General features: G+C 70.0%; 16 protein-coding genes. 7 read left to right on the forward strand and 9 right to left on the reverse strand.

What is annotated here, in order from left to right:
* Positions 1-6 precede the first annotated feature (6 nt).
* Positions 7-498: a 2-C-methyl-D-erythritol 2,4-cyclodiphosphate synthase gene (ispF, locus tag FHY06_RS04690; RefSeq protein WP_019652406.1), complete on the reverse strand. Its 492-nt coding sequence runs from the start codon at positions 496-498 to the stop codon at positions 7-9.
* The gene (gene ispD / locus FHY06_RS04695) at positions 495-1,217 is read right to left on the reverse strand and encodes a 2-C-methyl-D-erythritol 4-phosphate cytidylyltransferase (protein WP_126181982.1); all 723 of its coding nucleotides are present in this window, start codon (positions 1,215-1,217) and stop codon (positions 495-497) included. Before ispD ends, ispF begins: the two co-directional genes overlap by 4 nt.
* A gap of 118 nt (positions 1,218-1,335) precedes the next feature.
* On the opposite strand from ispD, the gene mfd reads away from it, so the two are divergent.
* Genes mfd through FHY06_RS04710 form a run of 3 tightly spaced genes read left to right on the forward strand, consistent with a single transcriptional unit; the run spans position 1,336 to position 6,604 of the window.
* On the forward strand, positions 1,336-4,818 hold the full coding sequence (gene mfd / locus FHY06_RS04700) for a transcription-repair coupling factor (protein ID WP_132751140.1): 3,483 nt from the start codon (positions 1,336-1,338) through the stop codon (positions 4,816-4,818).
* Entirely contained in the window at positions 4,815-5,525 is a 711-nt protein-coding gene (serB, locus tag FHY06_RS04705) for a phosphoserine phosphatase SerB (protein WP_019652403.1), read from the forward strand. Before mfd ends, serB begins: the two co-directional genes overlap by 4 nt.
* Positions 5,522-6,604, forward strand: coding sequence for an Ldh family oxidoreductase (locus tag FHY06_RS04710; RefSeq protein WP_184603612.1), 1,083 nt, complete (start codon positions 5,522-5,524; stop codon positions 6,602-6,604). Before serB ends, FHY06_RS04710 begins: the two co-directional genes overlap by 4 nt.
* A gap of 7 nt (positions 6,605-6,611) precedes the next feature.
* Here FHY06_RS04710 and FHY06_RS04715 read toward each other — a convergent pair whose 3' ends face one another.
* Entirely contained in the window at positions 6,612-6,935 is a 324-nt protein-coding gene (locus FHY06_RS04715) for a DUF6172 family protein (RefSeq protein ID WP_184603614.1), read from the reverse strand.
* A gap of 62 nt (positions 6,936-6,997) precedes the next feature.
* Between FHY06_RS04715 and FHY06_RS04720 the strand changes: the two genes are divergently transcribed.
* Entirely contained in the window at positions 6,998-7,225 is a 228-nt protein-coding gene (locus tag FHY06_RS04720) for a hypothetical protein (protein WP_019652400.1), read from the forward strand.
* A gap of 15 nt (positions 7,226-7,240) precedes the next feature.
* Here the strand turns inward: FHY06_RS04720 and FHY06_RS04725 are convergent, their stop codons facing one another.
* A complete protein-coding gene (locus FHY06_RS04725; RefSeq protein WP_132751144.1) occupies positions 7,241-8,428 on the reverse strand; it encodes an aminotransferase-like domain-containing protein in 1,188 nt (395 codons plus the stop codon).
* 121 nt (positions 8,429-8,549) lie between these two features.
* Here FHY06_RS04725 and nth point away from each other — a divergent pair, with 121 nt between their 5' ends.
* Entirely contained in the window at positions 8,550-9,197 is a 648-nt protein-coding gene (gene nth / locus FHY06_RS04730) for an endonuclease III (RefSeq protein ID WP_184603616.1), read from the forward strand.
* A 35-nt stretch (positions 9,198-9,232) separates the two neighbouring features.
* The gene (locus FHY06_RS04735; RefSeq protein WP_020722928.1) at positions 9,233-10,090 is read left to right on the forward strand and encodes an Ivy family c-type lysozyme inhibitor; all 858 of its coding nucleotides are present in this window, start codon (positions 9,233-9,235) and stop codon (positions 10,088-10,090) included.
* Positions 10,091-10,105: 15 nt separating this feature from the next.
* On the opposite strand, the gene FHY06_RS04740 is transcribed toward FHY06_RS04735, so the two are convergent.
* Positions 10,106-11,668, reverse strand: coding sequence for a methyl-accepting chemotaxis protein (locus FHY06_RS04740; RefSeq protein WP_019652396.1), 1,563 nt, complete (start codon positions 11,666-11,668; stop codon positions 10,106-10,108).
* Positions 11,669-11,814: 146 nt separating this feature from the next.
* On the opposite strand from FHY06_RS04740, the gene FHY06_RS04745 reads away from it, so the two are divergent.
* Positions 11,815-14,568, forward strand: a complete 2,754-nt coding sequence (locus FHY06_RS04745) for a LuxR C-terminal-related transcriptional regulator (RefSeq protein ID WP_184603618.1) — start codon at positions 11,815-11,817, stop codon at positions 14,566-14,568.
* 30 nt (positions 14,569-14,598) lie between these two features.
* Here the strand turns inward: FHY06_RS04745 and FHY06_RS04750 are convergent, their stop codons facing one another.
* The 4 genes from FHY06_RS04750 to FHY06_RS04765 all read right to left on the reverse strand — a co-directional run bounded on the left by FHY06_RS04750 (position 14,599) and on the right by FHY06_RS04765 (position 18,642).
* Entirely contained in the window at positions 14,599-15,156 is a 558-nt protein-coding gene (locus tag FHY06_RS04750) for a histidine phosphatase family protein (RefSeq protein ID WP_132798000.1), read from the reverse strand.
* Positions 15,153-15,947: an adenosylcobinamide-GDP ribazoletransferase gene (locus FHY06_RS04755; protein WP_184603620.1), complete on the reverse strand. Its 795-nt coding sequence runs from the start codon at positions 15,945-15,947 to the stop codon at positions 15,153-15,155. The genes FHY06_RS04750 and FHY06_RS04755 overlap by 4 nt, the downstream gene beginning before the upstream one ends.
* 191 nt (positions 15,948-16,138) lie before the next feature.
* Complete coding sequence (gene cobT / locus FHY06_RS04760) at positions 16,139-17,179, reverse strand: nicotinate-nucleotide--dimethylbenzimidazole phosphoribosyltransferase (RefSeq protein WP_126181994.1); 1,041 nt, start codon at positions 17,177-17,179, stop codon at positions 16,139-16,141.
* On the reverse strand, positions 17,176-18,642 hold the full coding sequence (locus FHY06_RS04765; protein WP_184603622.1) for a cobyric acid synthase: 1,467 nt from the start codon (positions 18,640-18,642) through the stop codon (positions 17,176-17,178). Before FHY06_RS04765 ends, cobT begins: the two co-directional genes overlap by 4 nt.
* Between the last annotated feature and the right edge of the window lie 136 nt (positions 18,643-18,778).

An 18,778-nucleotide genomic window follows, 5' to 3' on the forward strand; every position in this document is an offset into this window, starting at 1 on the left:
TCTTGCTTATCTGTGGAGAAGAACGGCCGCGCGAGCCTCCATCGCTCGGCCCTCGCCCACCGGGCCGAGCTTCTCGGCGGTCTTGGCCTTCACGTTCACCTGCTCCAACGCCACGCCCAGCGTGTCGGCGATGCGCTGGCACATGAGCGGAATGTGCGGCGCGAGCTTGGGCGCCTGCGCGATCACCGTGCTGTCGACGTTGCCGATCTCCCAGCCCGCGGCACGCACCCGGCGCGCCGCCTCGGCCAGCAGCACGGCCGAATCGGCGCCGCGGAACTGCGGATCGGTGTCCGGAAAGTGCCGGCCGATGTCGCCGAGCCCCGCGCCGCCCAGCAGCGCGTCGGTGATGGCATGCAGCAGCACGTCGGCGTCCGAATGGCCGAGCAGGCCGGTGGTGTGCGGCACTTCGATGCCGCCGAGGATCAGCTTGCGCCCCGCCACCAGCTGATGGACGTCCCAGCCTTCGCCGATGCGGATGTTGAAAGTCGCTGCGGTCATGCCAGCTCCTTCCTGCGGCCCAGCAGCACGGCCTCGGCCAGGGCGAAGTCTTCCGGAAAAGTGACCTTGAAGTTCTGGGCGCTTCCGGGCACCAGCAGCGGCGACAGTCCGATCGCCTCGATGGCGCTGGCCTCGTCGGTGACGGCGTCGCCGGCGCGTTCCAGCGCGTCGAGCAGCATGCCGATGCGGAACATCTGCGGCGTCTGCGCCAGCCACTTGTCGGCGCGCGGCAGGGTCTGCGCCACGCGGCCTTCGGTGGTGGACGACTTCAGCGTGTCGGCCAGCCGCTGAGCCAGCAGGCCGCCGACGGCATCGTGCTCGCAGGCGGCGATGAGCGCCTCGATCTGGCTGGAGGTGACTAGGCAGCGGGCCGCGTCGTGCACCAGCACCCAGTCGTGCGCGCCGGCGCCCTTCTGGCGCAGCGCCGCGAGGCCGTTGCGCACGGTGGCGGCGCGGGTCACGCCGCCCACGCGCAGCAGGTACTCGTTCTCGGCCGGAAAGCGCGGCAGCACCGCGTTCACGTCCCGGTCGTCCGGCGACACCACCAGCGCCAGCCCGGCGAAGCGCCCCGACATCGCGCGGAAGGCCTCCAGCGTATGGGCCACCATCGGCAGGCCGGCCAGGCGCCGGTACTGCTTGGGTTGCGTGGACTGCGCATGCCCCGCGCGATGGCCGGAGCCGGCGCACGGGATCAGCACGAAGAGTCGGGAAGAGGACATGGGGCCCAGCGTCGGCCGTGGCCGACAAGCGGATAAAGGGCCGCCATTCTAGAATTGCCCGTTACGCACACCCCTCGCCAGCCGGCGCGGGGTGTTGTGCATTTCCATCAAGCGTTCCATGGACCTCCCCCACCTCACGGCGGGCAAGCGATTCACGCTGCCGCGTCCTCCCTTGTCGGCAGATGCCTTGCTGCTGGCGCAACTGGCCATGCGCGAGAAGGCCGCCGGGCGCGCCACCGCGATGTTCACGGCCGACGCCAACGACGCCCAGCGCCTGATCGACGAGATCGCGTTCTTCGCTCCCGACCTGCGCTGCGCCCTGTTCCCCGACTGGGAGACGCTGCCCTACGACAGCTTCTCGCCCCACCAGGACCTGATAAGCGAGCGCCTGGCCACTCTCTGGCGCATCAGCCAGAAAGAGGCCGACGTGGTGCTGGTGCCGGCCACCACCGCGCTCTACCGGCTGGCGCCGCCCTCCTTCCTGGCCGGCTACACCTTCCACTTCAAGGCCAAGCAGAAGCTGGAGGAGTCGAAGCTCAAGGCCCAGCTCACGCTGGCCGGCTACACCCACGTGACGCAGGTGGTGAGCCCCGGCGAATACGCAGTGCGCGGCGGCCTGATCGACCTGTTTCCCATGGGCTCGCTCGTGCCCTTCCGCGTCGACCTGTTCGACGACGAGATCGACACCATCCGTACCTTCGACCCCGACACCCAGCGCAGCCTCTACCCGGTGCCCGAGGTCCGGCTGCTGCCGGGGCGCGAGTTCCCGATGGACGACGACGCGCGCGGGCGCTTCCGCAGCCGCTGGCGCGAACTGCTCGAAGGCGACCCGACCAAGAGCCGCATCTACAAGGACATGGGCAACGGCGTGGCCACCGCCGGCATCGAGTACTACCTGCCGCTGTTCTTCGACGAGACGGCCACCGTGTTCGACTACCTCGGCGCCGACGCCACCGTGGTGCTGCACGGCGACCTGGAACCGGCCTTCCAGCATTTCTGGCAGGACACCAACGAGCGCTACCGCCTCGTGCGCGGAGACCCCGAGCGCCCCGCCCTGCCGCCCGAGGCGCTGTTCCTGAACGCCGAACAGTTCTACCAGCGCGCCAAGCCGCATGCGCAGCTCGCCATCCGCGGCGACGTGGACACCGACACGCCCTACGCCGAGTTCGACAGGCTGCCGCCCTTTGCCGTGGTGCGCGGCGCCGAAGACCCGCTGGTCGGGCTGAAGGCCCACATCGCGAAGACGCCGCACCGCGTGCTGCTGATCGCCGAGAGCGAAGGCCGCCGCGAGAGCCTGCTCGACTTCCTGCGCGCCAGCGGCGTGAATCCACCGGCCTTCGATTCGCTGGCCGAGTTCGAGGCCTCCGGCGACGAGAAGACTGGCATCGCCACCGCCGCGCTGGCCTCTGGCTTCGCGTGGCGCGAACAGGGCATCGACTTCGTCACCGAAACCGAACTCTTCGCCACCGCGCCCACCACGCGCCGGCGCAACAAGAAGCAGGAACAGGTCAGCGACGTCGAGGCGCTCATCAAGGACCTGTCGGAGCTCAACGTGGGCGACCCGGTGGTCCACAGCGCGCACGGCATCGGCCGCTACCGCGGCCTGATCCACATGGACCTGGGCCAGGGCAACGGCCCCGACGGCAAGCCGCTGCTGCAGGAAATGCTGCACCTGGAGTACGCCGACAAGGCCACGCTCTACGTGCCCGTGAGCCAGCTGCACCTGGTCAGCCGCTACACCGGCGTCAGCGCCGACGAGGCACCGCTGCACAAACTGGGCTCCGGCCAGTGGGAAAAGGCCAAGCGCAAGGCCGCCGAGCAGGTGCGCGACTCGGCCGCCGAGCTGCTCAACATCTATGCCCGCCGTGCGGCGCGCGAAGGCCATGCCTTCCGCTACTCGCCGGCCGACTACGAGGTGTTCGCAAACGACTTCGGCTTCCAGGAGACCGCCGACCAGAAGGCGGCCATCCACGCCGTGGTGCAGGACATGATCTCGCCGCAACCCATGGACCGCCTCGTGTGCGGCGACGTGGGCTTCGGCAAGACCGAGGTGGCGCTGCGTGCGGCCTTCATCGCCGTCACCGGCGGCAAGCAGGTGGCCTTCCTCGCGCCCACCACGCTGCTGGCCGAGCAGCACTACCAGACGCTGGTCGATCGCTTCGCCAAGTGGCCGGTGAAGGTGGCCGAGATGAGCCGCTTCCGCTCCGCCAAGGAGGTCGCCGCCGCCGCCAAGGGGCTGGCCGACGGCCAGGTCGACATCGTGGTCGGCACGCACAAGCTGCTTTCGCAGTCGGTCAAGTTCAAGAACCTGGGCCTGCTCATCATCGACGAGGAGCATCGCTTCGGCGTGCGCCACAAGGAGGCGATGAAGGCCATGCGCGCCGAGGTCGACGTGCTCACGCTCACCGCCACGCCGATCCCGCGCACGCTGGGCATGGCGCTCGAAGGGCTGCGCGACCTGAGCGTGATCGCCACCGCGCCGCAGCGGCGCCTGGCCATCAAGACCTTCGTTCGCAACGAGGGCACCGGCGTGATCCGCGAGGCCGTGCTGCGCGAGCTCAAGCGCGGCGGGCAGGTCTACTTCCTGCACAACGAGGTCGAGACCATCGAGAACCGCCGCCAGAAGCTGGAAGAGATCCTTCCAGAGGCGCGCATCGCCGTGGCCCACGGCCAGATGCCCGAGCGCGAGCTGGAGCGCGTGATGCGCGACTTCGTGGCGCAGCGCCACAACCTGCTGCTGTGCTCGACCATCATCGAGACCGGCATCGACGTGCCGACCGCCAACACCATCGTGATCAGCCGCGCCGACAAGTTCGGCCTGGCGCAGCTGCACCAGCTGCGCGGGCGCGTCGGCCGTTCGCACCACCAGGCGTACGCCTATCTCATGGTGCCCGACACCGAGGGCCTGACCAAGCAGGCCGCGCAACGGCTCGATGCCATCCAGCAGATGGAGGAGTTGGGCTCCGGCTTCTACCTCGCCATGCACGACCTGGAGATCCGCGGCACCGGCGAGGTGCTGGGCGAGAACCAGAGCGGCAACATGATGGAGATCGGCTTCCAGCTCTACAACGAGATGCTGAGCGAGGCCGTGCGCGCACTGAAGGCCGGGCAGGAGCCCGACCTGCTGTCGCCGCTGTCGGTCACCACCGAGATCAACCTGCACGCCCCCGCCCTGCTGCCCGACGACTACTGCGGCGACGTGCACCTGCGCCTGTCGTTCTACAAGAAGCTGGCGACGGCGAAGACGCCCGACCAGATCGACACGCTGCTGGAGGAAATCGTCGACCGCTTCGGCAAGCTGCCGCCGCAGGCGCAGACGCTGATCGACACCCACCGCCTGCGCGTGCTCGCGCGGCCCTACGGCGTGGTGAAGGTCGACGCGGCGCCGGGCATCATCAACATCACATTCAAGAAGGATCCGCCGGTGGACGGCATGGCCATCATCCAGCTGATCCAGAAGAACAGGCACATCAAGCTAGCCGGCAACGAGAAGCTGCGCATCGAGCGCGAACTGAAAGAACCCAAGGACCGGGCCCAGATGGTGCGCGACGTGCTGCGCAGCCTGGGCCAGCCCACCGTCAAGGAAAACGCCACCGCATGAGCGCTACTGAAATCTCCCCCGGCCTCGTCATCCAGCGCGTGAAGCCGCCGCTGAAGCTTGCCGACTTCAAGCTGATCGCCTTCGACATGGACTCGACGCTGATCAGCATCGAGTGCATCGACGAGATCGCCGATGCCGTCGGCAAGAAGGCGGAGGTGGCCGCGATCACCGAAGCCACGATGCGCGGCGAGATCAAGGACTTCAAGGAAAGCCTGCGCCGCCGCGTGGCGCTGCTCAAGGGCGTGCCGGTCGAGGCGCTGCAGCAGGTCTACGACGAGCGCCTGAAGCTCAACCCCGGCGCGGCCGAACTGGTGTCGGCCTGCAAGGCGGCCGGCCTCAAGGTGCTGCTGGTGTCGGGCGGCTTCACCTTCTTCGCGAACCGCGTGAAGGACCGCCTGGGCATCGATTTCGCACGCTCCAACCTGCTCGACGAGGCCGACGGCAAGCTCACCGGCGAGGTGGTCACGCAGAGCTGGGGCGACATCTGCGACGGCGCCGAGAAGCGCCGCACGCTGCTGGAGGTGGCCTCGCTCATGGGCATCTCGCCGCAGGAAACGATCGCCGTGGGCGACGGCGCCAACGACCTGCCGATGATGGGCGAGGCCGGTCTCTCGGTGGCCTACCACGCCAAGCCGAAGGTGCGCGAGCAGGCCATGGTGGCCATCAACGAAGGCGGCCTCGACCGCGTGCTGGAAATACTGAAATGACCGACGCCGCCGCGCCTGCTTCATCGGCTCCTCTCTATCGCGCCGAAGCGCTCGTCGCCTATGCGGACGCCCTGCTGCAGAAGGCGGGCCTCGCCGCGCCGAAGGCGGCCGTGGTCGCGCGCACGCTGGTCGAAGGCGACCTGCTGGGCCACGACACGCACGGCCTCGCGCTGCTGGCGGGATACGTCAAGGAGCTGGAGTCCGGCGGCATGACGCGCGACGGCGCGCCCGAAGTGCTGTCCGACCGCCCCGCCGCAGTGCTGTGGGACGGCAGGCGCCTGCCCGGCCCGTGGCTCATGGACCAGGGCATGAACCTGCTGGTGCCGCGTGCGCGCGAGCTGGGTACGGCGTCGCTGGTCATCCGGCGCAGCCACCACATCGCCTGCCTCGCCGTCTACATGCTGCGCGCGCTGCACGAAGACATGCTGATGCTGCTGGCCTGCTCCGACCCCAACGCCGCCAGCGTCGCGCCCTTCGGCGGCACGCAGGCGGTGTTCACGCCGAATCCGCTGGCCATGGGCTTTCCGCTGTCGCAGGGCGGCGTGATGGTCGACATCTCGGCCTCCATCACCACCAACGGCATGAGCAACCGCAAGCGCGCGGCCGGCGAGACCTTCGCCGAAGAGTGGCTGATCGACGCCGCCGGCAAGCCCACCAACGATCCTCAGGTGCTGTTCGACCAGCCCCCCGGCACGCTGCTGCCCGTGGGCGGACTGAGCCACGGCCACAAGGGCTATGGCATGGCACTGCTGGTGGAGACACTCACGGCCGGCCTCGCGGGCCACGGCCGCGCCGACCCGCCCGAGGGCTGGGGCGCGACGGTGCACATCACACTGCACGACTTGAACGCCTTCGGCGGCAAGGAAGCCTTCCTGCGCCAGATGGACCACGTGGCAGCGCAGTGCCGCGGCAATGCGCCCATCGACCCGGCGAAGCCTGTGCGGCTGCCGGGCGAAGGCGGGTTGAAGCGTCGGGAATTGCAGTCGAAGGACGGGGTGCGGCTGCACCCCTCAATCGCGCGCTCGCTGCAGGATGCGGAGCAGCGCCACGGCCTGCGGCTGGCGCAGGCGCTGGTCTGAGCGGGGCTCAGCCTTCCTCGGGCGATTCGGATTCCGGCGAGCCGGCCGGGCGCGCCTTGCGCTGCGCCGGCTTGGCGAGGATCTCGATGTAGAACTGCTTGCCGCCCTGCTTCACCACGCCGTCGATCAGGCCGGTGATGGCGGAAAGGTGGATGACTTCGGCGGATTCCTGCGACGCGCCGAAGCGGCAGTCGAAGTCCCAGTAGTCCATGCCCTCGGGCAGTTCGCGGCGCCGCTCACGCTTGATGTACTTGCGGATCTCGTGCTTGATGGCTTCGAGTAGACGGTCGGGGTGCTTGCCCTCGACCTGAAGCTGGAAGGTTTTTCTCATGGGTGATCCTAACCCGCTGTGTACAGTCGACTCATTCCACGGACAACAGGACAGGTGACGACATGGCGCGCGCGAACGACTGGGCAAGCAAGGTGATGGCATTGATCAACGGCGGCAACCCCAGCGCGGCCATCGCGCAGATCAAGGTCGCGCCCTCGGTCAAGGATTTGAAGGCGCTGCAGACGATCATGACGCTGTCGAAGATGAAAGGCCGCTATCCGAACGTGGATGCGGCCATCACGGACAACCTGGACCTGCTCGCGGCGCCCCGGCTGCACCGGTCGCCCTGAGCCTGAGCCGGCCCCTTACAGGGCCTGGCCGAGGCGCTTCACACCCTCTTCGATCTTCGCCACGTCGGCCGTGGCGAAGCTCAGGCGCAGCGTGGCGACGTCGGGCTTCTCCGCGAAGAACGGCGCGCCGGGCACGAAGGCCACCAGCTTCTCGATGGCGCGCTTGGCCAGTTCGTTCGCATCGGCCAGCTTGCCGTTGGCGCCCGTCAGGCGGGCCCAGAAGAACAGGCCGCCGTTGGGCTGGGTGAAGCTCACCGCGTCGCCCAGCTCGCGCTTGAGCGCCGCGCCCATGGCCTGCGCGCGCTGGCCGTACACCTCGCGCACATGGGCCAGCGTGGCGGGCATGCGGCCGCTCTTGAGATACTGGGCGGCCGTGGCCTGCGAGAAGGTGCTGGTGTGGGCGTCGCTGAACTGCTTGCACATGGTGGCCTTGGCCAGCAGCTCGGGCGGGGCGATCATCCAGCCGATGCGCAGGCCGGGGCTCAGCACCTTGCTCAGGCTGCCACAGTGCGCCAGCAGCTCGCGGCTGCCGGGCACGTCCTTGCTCAGCGCCATGATCGAGGGCGGCGGGGCCTCGCCGAAGTAGAGGTCGCCGTAGGGGTCGTCCTCGACGATCAGCGTCTGGTACTTCACGGCCAGCTCGAGCACCTTCTTGCGGCGCTCCAGGCTCAGCGTGGCACCGCTGGGGTTGCCGAAGGTGGGAATGAGGTACACGAGCTTGGGCTTGTGCTCGGCGATGAGCTTCTCGAGCTCGTCGGTCTTCACGCCGTTGGCGTCGACGGGTGCGCTGATTAGCTGCGCGCCGTACAGGCGGAAGCACTGGATGGTGGCCAGGAAGGTCGGGCCCTCGACGATCACCTTGTCGCCGGGCGAAATCATGGTCTTGCCCAGCAGGTCCAGCGCCTGCTGGCTGCCGGTGGTGACGATCAGTCCGCTGGGGTCGACGTCGACGCCCTTGGTCTTCATGAACGAGCTGAGCTGGCTGCGCAGCGGCTCGTAGCCTTCGGTGGCGCCGTACTGCAGGGCGCCGCCGGGTTCCTCGGCCAGGGCCTTCTGGCTCGCCTCCTTGAGGCCTTCGACGTCGAACATGGCGCTGTCGGGGAAGCCGCCCGCGAAGCTGATGATGCCGGGCTTGCCCAGCAGCTTGAAGAGTTCGCGGATGGCGGAGGTCTCGACGTTGTCGAGGCGGGAGGCGAATTGCATGGTCGGTCTCACTTTCTGGGGTTGCATTGTCGCCAAAGCGCGGTCAATAAAGCTGCGTAAGGCCATCCGCTTTCGACGATATATTGCGGCTGGCGGCCTTGCCTGCCCCTTCCGAAGCCCCATGAAAAAAGACAACATCCCCCTCTTCTTCGCCACCCTGCAGGCGGCCAACCCCGAACCCGAGACCGAGCTGGAATACAGCACCCCCTTCGAGCTGCTGGCCGCCGTGCTGCTGTCGGCCCAGGCCACCGACGTGGGCGTGAACAAGGCCACTCGCAAGCTCTTTCCGGTGGCGAACACGCCTCAGGCCATCCTGGAACTGGGCGTGGAAGGGCTGGAGGAGTACATCAAGACCATCGGCCTGTACCGCAGCAAGGCCAAGCACCTGCTCGAGGCCTGCCGCATCCTGGTCGAGCAGCACGGCGGCGAGGTGCCCCGCACCCGCGCCGAGCTGGAGGCCCTGCCGGGCGTCGGGCGCAAGACGGCTAACGTGGTGCTCAACGTGGCCTTCGGCGAGGCGACGATCGCGGTCGACACGCACATCTTCCGCGTGGGCAACCGCACCGGCCTGGCCCCCGGGAAGACGCCGCTGGAGGTGGAACTCAAGCTCGAGAAGCGCGTCCCACCGGAGTACCGGCTGCACGCCCACCACTGGCTGATCCTGCATGGCCGCTACATCTGCGTGGCGCGCAAGCCGCGCTGCTGGGAATGCGCGGTGGCCGCCTTCTGCGCCTACAAGCCGAAGACGCCCGCGCCCAAGTCGCCCTGAGACAAGAGAACGAAACAACGACAACGAAAAGACGAATGACGAGACGCCAGACCACAGCGAAGACGACGAACGACTCCCGGGCCCTGCTTCTTGCCGTGCTGGCCGCGCTGCTGCCGGCCGCTGCCTGGTCGCAGCAGGGTGGCCAGCAGCTTCCCAACTACGTCGGGCAGTACACAGGCCGATGGTCGGCCGACTGCGCGAACAACTCGGCCGCCGCGCTGCAGGTCCGGGAGGATTCCCTGATCGCCGAAAGCGGCAAGCGCCGCGTGGTCACCCGCGAGCCGCAGACGGTCCACAGCCTCTTCGGCAACAGCCCGCCGCCTGCGGGCTTCGACGTGGCGCTGGTGGGCGAGACGGACAAGGCCGGCGCGCTGACCTTCCTCGTGTACCGCAGCCCGCGCGGCCAGTACGTCACGCTCGATGCCGACAAGCCCCTGGCCGGCCAGCTCGGCCCCGAGATGATGAAGCTGCGCTACTGGCGCTGCAACGGCGCCGCCCGCGCGCTGCCTCCGCCACCCGAGCCTGCCGCCAAGGTGCCGCCCCCGCCCACCGGCAGCCCCGCCGCGCTGGCGCGCGGCCCCGCCATGCAGAAGGCCTGGCGCACCGCCCTGGGCACGCGCGAGACCGAGCCATGGCTGGTGCGCCGCGAAGGCCCGGCGCCCGAGCCGAAATGGGTGACCGTCGACGGCACGCGCTACCTGCTGCACGCCTTCTGCAAGCCGCACGACTGCTACGACAACAACGCCATCGCGCTCTACGACCAGGGCTCCGGCCGCATCTATGGCCTGGTGCAGCGCAACGGCGGCAACCGCCTGCTGGGCTCGCCGCCCGCCGCGCTCGCGCCGCAGCTCGACAAGCTCTGGCGCGAGCAGTGGCGCAGCAAGTCGAACTGACCGCGGCCGGCCCGCTCAGGCCAGCTTGAACATCCGCACCGCGTGCACCAGCCCCGCGGCCTGGTCGTTCATCGACTGAGCTGCGGCCGAGGCCTGCTCGACCAGCGCCGCGTTCTGCTGGGTCGTGCGGTCCATCTGCTTGATGGCGTCGTTGACCTGGCCGATGCCGGCGGCCTGCTCCTGGCTGGCCGCGGTGATCTCCGCCATGATGTCCGTCACCCGGCGCACGCTGCCCATGATCTCCTCCATGGTCCTGCCGGCCTGGTTGACCAGCGTGCTTCCCGCCTCCACCTCGCCCACCGAGTCGCCGATCAGCGTCTTGATCTCCTTGGCCGCCGCGGCCGAGCGCTGCGCCAGGCTGCGCACCTCCGAGGCCACCACCGCGAAGCCGCGCCCCTGCTCGCCGGCACGGGCCGCCTCCACCGCCGCGTTGAGCGCGAGGATGTTGGTCTGGAACGAGATGCCGTCGATCACGCCGATGATCTCCACCACCTTCCTCGACGATGCGTTGATGGACGCCATCTTCTCCACCACCTGGTCGACCACCGCCCCGCCGCGCGAGGCCACCTGCGAGGCGGAGTCGGCGAGTTCGTTGGCCAGGCGCGCGTTGTCGGCGTTCTGCCTGACGGTGCCGGTGAGTTCCTGCATGGCCGCCGCCGTCTGCTCCAGCGAGCTGGCCTGCGCCTCGGTGCGCGACGACAGGTCGCGGTTGCCCGAGGCGATCTGGCTCGATGCCGAGGCGATGGAATCGGTGCCCTCGCGCACCTGACCCACCACCTTGGCGAGCTCGTCGTTCATCGAGCGCAGCGCGCGCATCAGCATGCCCGACTCCGAGGCGTCGGCCACCTCGATGCGGGCCGTGAGATCGCCCGACGCCACCTGCTGGGCCACGGTCACGGCCTGGCCCAGCGGCCGGGTGATGGAGCGCGTCATACGGAACGCCAGCAACAGCCCGCCGGCCATCGACGCGCAGCTGATCCACACGATCATCCACTTGGCGCGCTGGTAGGCGGCCTGTGTCGACGCGGTGCTTTCGTCCGCGCCCTTCCTCAGCAGCGCCTGGAAGGCCGAGGCATGCGCCAGCACCTGGTTGAGCAGCGGCATGCATTCCTGGGTGAGCACCTTCACGGCCGCGTCGGTCTGGCGCGAGGTGGCGAGCCCGACCACGTTCTTCGCGATCGGCAGGTACTGAGCCTCGAGCGCGCCGAGCTTCTCCAGCATCCTGCGCTCGTCGGGCGTCGCGGCATCCGGCGCGGCCATGACCGCGGCCAGGCTCTGCAGGCCGGTGTCGATCTCGCGCTGCGAGCTGCCGACCAGTTCGATGTCACCCTTCTGCGCGGCCGGATCGGACACCAGCGCCAGGTTGCGCGCCGCGATGGCCCGCTTGCCGATGGCGGACTGCACGTTGTTGAGCTCGTTGAGCTTGCGTTCGCCGACCTCGGTGGCGAAGGCCACGCGCTCCGACAGATGCGCCATCTCGCGCAGGCCGATGCCGGTGATGACGAGCTGAAGCAGCAGCAACAGCGCAAATCCCAGCCCTAGGCGGGCTCCGATCCTGAGATTCGAAAGATCGAACATGAGGCGTTCTCCAGTCTTGTTTGCGGGGGCTCCGCCGAGTCATCGGCATCGCCCCTGCACGCCACCCCACCCCCGAAGGGTGGGGATGGGCAAACCCTCGAATATGGGATTCGATCCGCTTGCGGGATGACTCAGAATCCGCACGGATGCAACCTGTCCCCATACCCGGTACGCCGGCACTGCGCACGCGAAGCCGCCGACTGCTGGTCCGCCGAAGCCTGCTCGAAAGGCTCGACGGGCCGGACACCCGACGGTGCGTGGTGCTGCGCGCGCCAGCCGGCTTCGGCAAGAGCTCGCTGCTGCTGACCTGGCAGCGCGAACTGGTCTCCGCGGACGCGGGCATCGCCTGGCTCAGGCTCGCCGACCTGCCCGAAGGCGACCTGCACTTCATGACCGGCCTGATGTCGGCGCTGGCGGGCATCGACTCCGTCATTCCCCGGCAGGCGATGGCGCACGCCGTTCCCGACGCGCTCGCCATGGAGCGCATGGTCATCGCGCTGGTACGGGGCATCGCGGCGCACGGACGCAGGGTGGTGCTGATCGTGGACGACGTGCAGCGCGCGCAGAGCGGTCTCGTGCTGCACGCGCTGCAGCTGCTCGTCGAGTACGCGCCGCCCAACCTGATGTGCGTCTTCGCCAGCCAGGACGAACTGCCGATGACGCTGGCGCACGCCCCCGCTTCCAAGACGGTGCTGGAACTGCGCAACGACGACCTGCGCTTCAGCCTGCCGGAATCGATCGACTACCTCGGCATGCGCCTGCCCCGGCTCGACGAGCGCGCCGCCGCGGCGATCCACCGTCTGACGGAAGGTTGGCCGGCCCTGCTGCGGCTGGCCAGCGCCGACGTGCGCCGCCGGCGCAGCGTGCAGTCGCCGCTGGTGCACGGGGTGGCCGACCCGGAGCCCTTCGCCGCCTACTTCGACGCGCACGTCTTCCCGCGCCTGTCCGAGACCCAGCTGCGCCTGCTCACCTTCTGCGCCGCCGCCACCCGCTTCAGCGCGCCGCTGTGTGCCGACCTGGCCGGCGAAGGCTTCACGCCGGCCATGTGCGCCGAGCTTCTGGAACCGCTGGTGCACGAGGGCCTGCTGTCGCTGGTGACCGAAACACCGGAGACGGCCCCCCACGAGCGCTGGTGGCACATGCATCCGCTGCTGCGCAGCGTGCTGCTGGTGCGTTTCGAGGCCTGGCCCGAAGCCACGCGCCTGCGGGTGCATGCCACGGCCTGCCAGGCCTTCGCGATCCGCGGCATGCACCACCAGGCGGTACGCCACGCGCTGGCGGCCGACGACCACGACGCCGCTGCCCGGCTGGCCGTGCGGGGCGCGGAGGCGCTTTTCACGCGGGGCCGGATGAGCGAGGTGATCGCGCTCATGCGCCAGATCGACCCCGGAAAGATCGGCGACAACGCAAACCTCGCTCTCTGGATTGCCTGGGTCGAGCTGGCCGACTACCGGCTCGACGACTGCGCCCGCAGCATCGAACGGCTGCGCCAGATGCCCGGCGCGCTCGACCCCGCCATGCGCTACCGGCTGACGCTGCTCGGCTGCCTTTTCGCCATCCGCAACGACGACAACGACGCGCTCTCGTGGCTGCTGCCCGAACTGCTGGCACCGCCGCCGGCGGCCGACGAGTTCGCGCTCGCCGGGCGGCGCAACGTGCTGACCTGGCTGCACCTGCACCGCGGCGAATTCGAGGAGGCGCGGCGCATCCAGCGTGACGAGCCGGCGCCGCGCATCGACGGCGAGCCGGTCGCCGGCACGCTGTTCGGCTCGCTGGTGGGCCAGTGCCTGGTCGGGCTTTCATACGCCATCGAGGGCCACATGCACCGGGCCGAGCGCATCTACCGCCAGGTGCTGGCGGAGGCGCAGGAGCGCGGCGCCCGCTGCCGCGAGGCCGCGCGGCTGACCGCCCAGCTGCTGGTCGAGGTGCTGTACGAGCAGCAGGGCCCGCTCGCGGCCGCGCGCTTCATGCAGGAGCAGCTCGGCACGCACGACGGCCTGATCCCCGACACCACCCTGCGCATGATGATCGTGGCCAACCGCGCTCAGCAGGCCGCCGGCCGCTGGACCGAGGCGCTCGAGCACCTCGCGCAGGCCGGCGGCTTCATGCGGCGCTTCGCCATGGACCGCGCGCTGGCCTGCGTGCTGCTGGAACAACAGGGCATCCAGCTCGCGACCGGCGACGCCGACGGCGCACGCGAGTCGTTGCGGGAGATGGAGGCGCTGCACGCCAGGCACCCGGGCGTGGGGCCCGGCACCCTGCGGCGCATCGCCGACATCGTGGAGCGCGCGCGCATCCGCATGGCGATGCACGATGGCGAGCTTCCCGATGCGCTGGAGAAGATCGAACGCCTGTCCAACCACTACCAGCAGCGCGGACAGGTCGGCCTCGTCGCCTCCCTGCAGATGCTGGCAGCGGAGGTCGAACACAGGCTCGGCCGCGCCGAGGCCTCGAGAACGCGCGTTTGCGCGGCGCTGCGACTGGGGCACCGGCTCGGACTGATGCAGACCCTGCTGAGCGCGCACGGCAATGCGCTGTCGCTCATCGTCTCTGCCGCGGCCATTCCCAATCTCGATCCGGTGCTCGGCTTCTTCATCGAGCGGATCGAGTCGCTGGCCCGCTTGCAGCGCGACGCGCGTGCCGAGCCGCCGCCCATGCCGCTGCTGCGCGACGACCGGCGCCTGACGCGCCTGCTCACCCTGCGCGAGGCCGAGATCGCCGAGCTGCTGCTGCAGTCCCTGCCCAACAAGAAGATCGCCCTCACCCTCGGACTGTCGCTGGACACGGTCAAGTGGCACCTGAAGAACATCTACCTGAAGCTGGACGCTCACGGACGAAGCGCCGTCGCGCGGCGCATGCGGCAGGAGCTCGAACGCGACGACGGGGGGCGTTCGGGCTAGGGCCTGCCGCGCCTGTCGGGTCAGACTGGGTCAGGCCGGATTGTCGAAAACCAGCCAGCCGCCGAAAGGCATCTCGCCTGACGGCCAGTCGCCGGCCGAAGCCGGGCAGCGGATGCCGCGCCGCAGCAGGCTCACGGCACGCAGCACGCCTGCATGCGTGACCCACAGCGTGTCGCGCGGCTGCGCCAGCCATTCGTCGTGCGCCTCGGCAATGCGCGACATGAAGGTGCGCACGCTCTCGCCGTGCGTGCCGGCGCGCAGGTCGGCGAAATCGGCCGTCCAGGCATCGAAGTCTTCACGCGGGATGTCGGCCCACGGCCGGCCCTCCCAGGCGCCGAAATCCATCTCGGCCAGCCGCGTGTCCCGCGTCACCGACAGGTCCGGGCGCAGCGCGGCGATGGACTCGGCCAGCGCGACGCAGCGCCTGAGCGGAGAGCTGCACAGCAGGACGTCGGCCGGCAGCAGCGGTGCGATGCGGCGGGCAGCGGCCAGCGTGGCATCGGCATGCGCTTCGAGGTCCGTCGCCCCATAGCAGAGGCCGGGTTCCGCCACGACCGGCGCGTGACGCTGGAGCCAGAGCGTGCTCATGCCTTCCAGGCCAGCGCGAGGTAGATCGCGAGTTCGCAGACCTGCTGGGTCGCGCCCAGCCCGTCGCCGGTGAAGCCCTGCAGCCGCCGCATGAAGAGCCGGGCCATCCAACCTGCCGCCAGCATGGCCGCGAGCACCGCCGCCGCGACGTGAACCGCGTCGTGTGCCTGCAGCAGCAGCGCCACGGCGGGCACCGTCCACGCGATGGCGATGAGCAGCGCCCCCGGGCTGATCGCATCCGCCAGCGGCTTGGCCTTGCTCGCGCCGCTGTCGCCCACGTAGGGCAGCCAGCGGATCAGGAAGAGCGGCATCAGCCGCGACAGCACATGCGCGCCGACGATGGCGATCGCCGCCGCCTGCAGACCCCGCCCCGCCAGCGCGGCGAGCAGCGCGAACTTGAGTCCGAGCGCCAGCACCAGCGCCACTGCACCGAAGGCGCCGATGCGCGAGTCCTTCATGATCTCCAGCGCCCGCTCGCGGCTGGCCGATCCGCCCAGGCCGTCGGCCACGTCGGCCAGCCCGTCTTCATGGAAGGCGCCTGTCAGCATCACGGTGGCGACGGTGCTGAGCACCGCGGCGGCCAGCGCGCCCGCCATGCCGGGCAGACCCCAGGCCACGCCCGCGAACACCAGCGCCGCCACCCCGCCCGCCAGCCAGCCGATGCCCGGCAGGTGCGCCGCGCTCGCGCGCAGCATCTGCGGGCTGAAGCCGACCCACTCGGCCAGCGCGCCCGTCACCGGCACCCGGGTGAAGAACTGCAGCGCGAGCAGGAAATGGCGGATGCCGCTCATCGGGGAACCTCCGTGCTTCGCACTGCGGTGCGAGCTTGCTTGGGGCGGCCCGGCGCGGCGCTCATTGGAGTACCTCCGTGCTTCGCACTGCGGTGCGAGCTTGCTTGGGGCGGCCCGGCGCGGCGCTCATCGGAGCACCTCCGTGCTTCGCACTGCGGCGCGAGCTTGCTTGGGGCGGCCCGGCGCGGCGCTCATGCGTCCTTTCGCGAGACGCCGGCCGATTCGAAGCTCGCCATCTCGCGCAGGATGCGGCAGGCGGATTCGAGCAGCGGCCAGGCCAGCGCGCCGCCCGAGCCTTCGCCCAGGCGCAGGTCGAGCTGCAGCAGCGGATCGAGCCCCAGCCGCTCCAGCAGCAGCGCATGCCCTGGCTCGGCCGAGCGGTGCGCGGCAACGCAGCGCTGCACCACGTGGGGCTGCAGCGACTGCGCCACCAGCACCGCAGCGCTGGCGATGTAGCCGTCGACCACGATCACCCGCCGCTCGCTGGCCGCCTGCAGCACCGCGCCGGCCAGCGTCGCCAGCTCGAAACCGCCGAACGCGGCCAGGGCCTCCAGCGGAGCCGTCGCGCCCGCGTGCAGCGCCAGCACCTGCCGCAGCACCTCGCGCTTGCGCGCCAAGCCGGCCGCGTCGAGGCCCGTGCCGATGCCGATGCAGGCGTCGATGTCGAGCCCGCCCAGGCGCGAGAGCAGCAATGCGGCCGAGGAGCTGTTGCCGATGCCCATCTCGCCGAGCAGCAGTGCGTTGCCGGGCAGCGCACGCACCACCTCGCGGCCGTTGGCGATCGCCTGCTCGCATTGCCCGGCGCTCATCGCCGGCCCCGCGCAAGCGTCGGCCGTGCCGGCCGCGATACGGCGCGACACCAGGCCCGGGCGGGCCTGGAAGTCGCGTCGCACGCCGCAGTCCACCACCGTCAGCGCCAGGCCGTGCTGCCGCGCGAGCACGCTCACGGCGGCACCGCCGGCCAGGAAGTTCTCGACCATCTGCCAGGTCACCTCGCTCGGGTAGGCCGAGACGCCGCGCGCCGCCAGCCCGTGGTCGGCGGCGCAGACCAGCATCTGCGGCGCCTCCAGCACCGGCCTGTCGGTGCCCAGGATGCTGCCGATGCGCAGCGCCAGCGCCTCCAGCCGGCCCAGCGCGCCCAGCGGCTTGGTCTTGTTGTCCAGTGCGGCCTGCAGGCGGGCGGCGAGCGCGGCGTCGGAAATGTCGGGGATCGTGGGGATGGGTTCGGTCATGCAATCAGCCCGGCGAGAACACCGGGTTCGAAATGGGTGTCGATGAAATCGGCCAGGCCGTCGAAGGTGGATTCCAGCGTGGGCGCCGAGGCGCCGAAGAGCGCGTGCAGCGCACCCGGGTCCTCGAACAGGCCGTGGAGATAGATGCCCAGCACGTTGCCGCGCGCGTTCTGCCAGGCCAGCCCGTCGGGCATCACCGCCCTGCCGTCGTGCGCGAGCTGCGGGTGCTCGGCGGTCTGGCCGTGGTGGATCTCGTAGCCGCCCACCGCCACGCCTGAGAGCGGGCTCCAGGCGCCGGTCAGCTCGCCGAAGCCGGCCGTGCGATGCCGCACCGTCTTCTCGCGCTCGAACACCGTCACCAGCGGCAGCAGGCCGAGCCCCGGCGCATTGCCGTCGATGCCGTGCGGATCGACCAGCGCCTCGCCCAGCATCTGCAGGCCGCCGCAGATGCCGAGCACTGCACCGCCGCGCTCGGCATGCGCGGCCACGGCGCGGTCCAGCCCCTGGGCGCGCAGCCAGGCCAGGTCGCCGCTGGTGTGCTTGGAACCGGGCAGCACGATCCAGTCGGCGGCGGCCACGTCGGCGGGCGTGCGCGCCCAGATCAGCCGCACGCCGGGCACGTTCTTGAGCGCCTGGAATTCGTCGAGGTTGCTGATGCGCGGATAGGCCACGACGGCCACCGTGCGCGTGACCGCGCCGCTGGCGCGGCTGCGGTCGTCGAACACGCCGTCTTCCTCAGGCAGGCCGTGCTGCCACCACATGGGCAGCGTCGCCACCGTGGGCACGCCGGTCAGCTCCTGCAGCTGCTGCGGGGCCGGCGCGAGCAGCGAGGCGTCGCCCCGGAACTTGTTCAGCACGAAGCCGCGCAGCAGCGCCCGGTCGGGCTCCGGCAGCAGCGCCCAGGTGCCGTACAGGTGGGCGAAGGCGCCGCCGCGGTCGATGTCGGTCGCGAGCAGGCAGCGCGCCTGGGCATGGCGGGCGATGCGCATGTTGACGATGTCGCTGGCCATCAGGTTGATCTCGGCCGGCGAGCCGGCGCCTTCGATCACGACCACGTCGTTCTCGGCACGAAGTTCGTCGAGCGCGGCCGAAATCTCGGGCCACACGCGCTCGCTGCGGCCGCGCCAGGGCAAGGCCGAGAGCGCCTCGCTCACCTGCCCCATCAGCACCACCTGGCTGTGGGTGTCGCGCTCGGGCTTGAGCAGCAGCGGGTTCATGCGCACCTCGGGCACCGTGTTCGCGGCCAGGGCCTGGAAGTACTGGGCGCTGCCGATCTCGCCGCCATCGACCACGCGGGCGTTGTTGCTCATGTTCTGCGCCTTGAAGGGCGCCACCTTCAGGCCCCGGCGGGCATACCAGCGGCACAGCGCGGTGGCCAGCCAGCTCTTGCCGGCGCCGCTGGTGGTGCCCAGGACCATGACGCAGCGCGCCGGTTCGCCGATTGCCCTTGCCTTTGAACTCATCCGGGGATTGTCGTTGAGCGCCACGGCTGAGCGTCCGGAATGCGACATCTTTCACGCCCGGGCACTGCAAATGCGACTGGTGAATCCGTTCGGCGCTTTCCCGCGTACCCCCTGGCGTCGCACACTGTCACAACAA

The organism is Variovorax atrisoli (genome assembly GCF_014195185.1).
In the GTDB taxonomy this organism is placed as follows: Bacteria; Pseudomonadota; Gammaproteobacteria; order Burkholderiales; family Burkholderiaceae_C; genus Variovorax; species Variovorax atrisoli.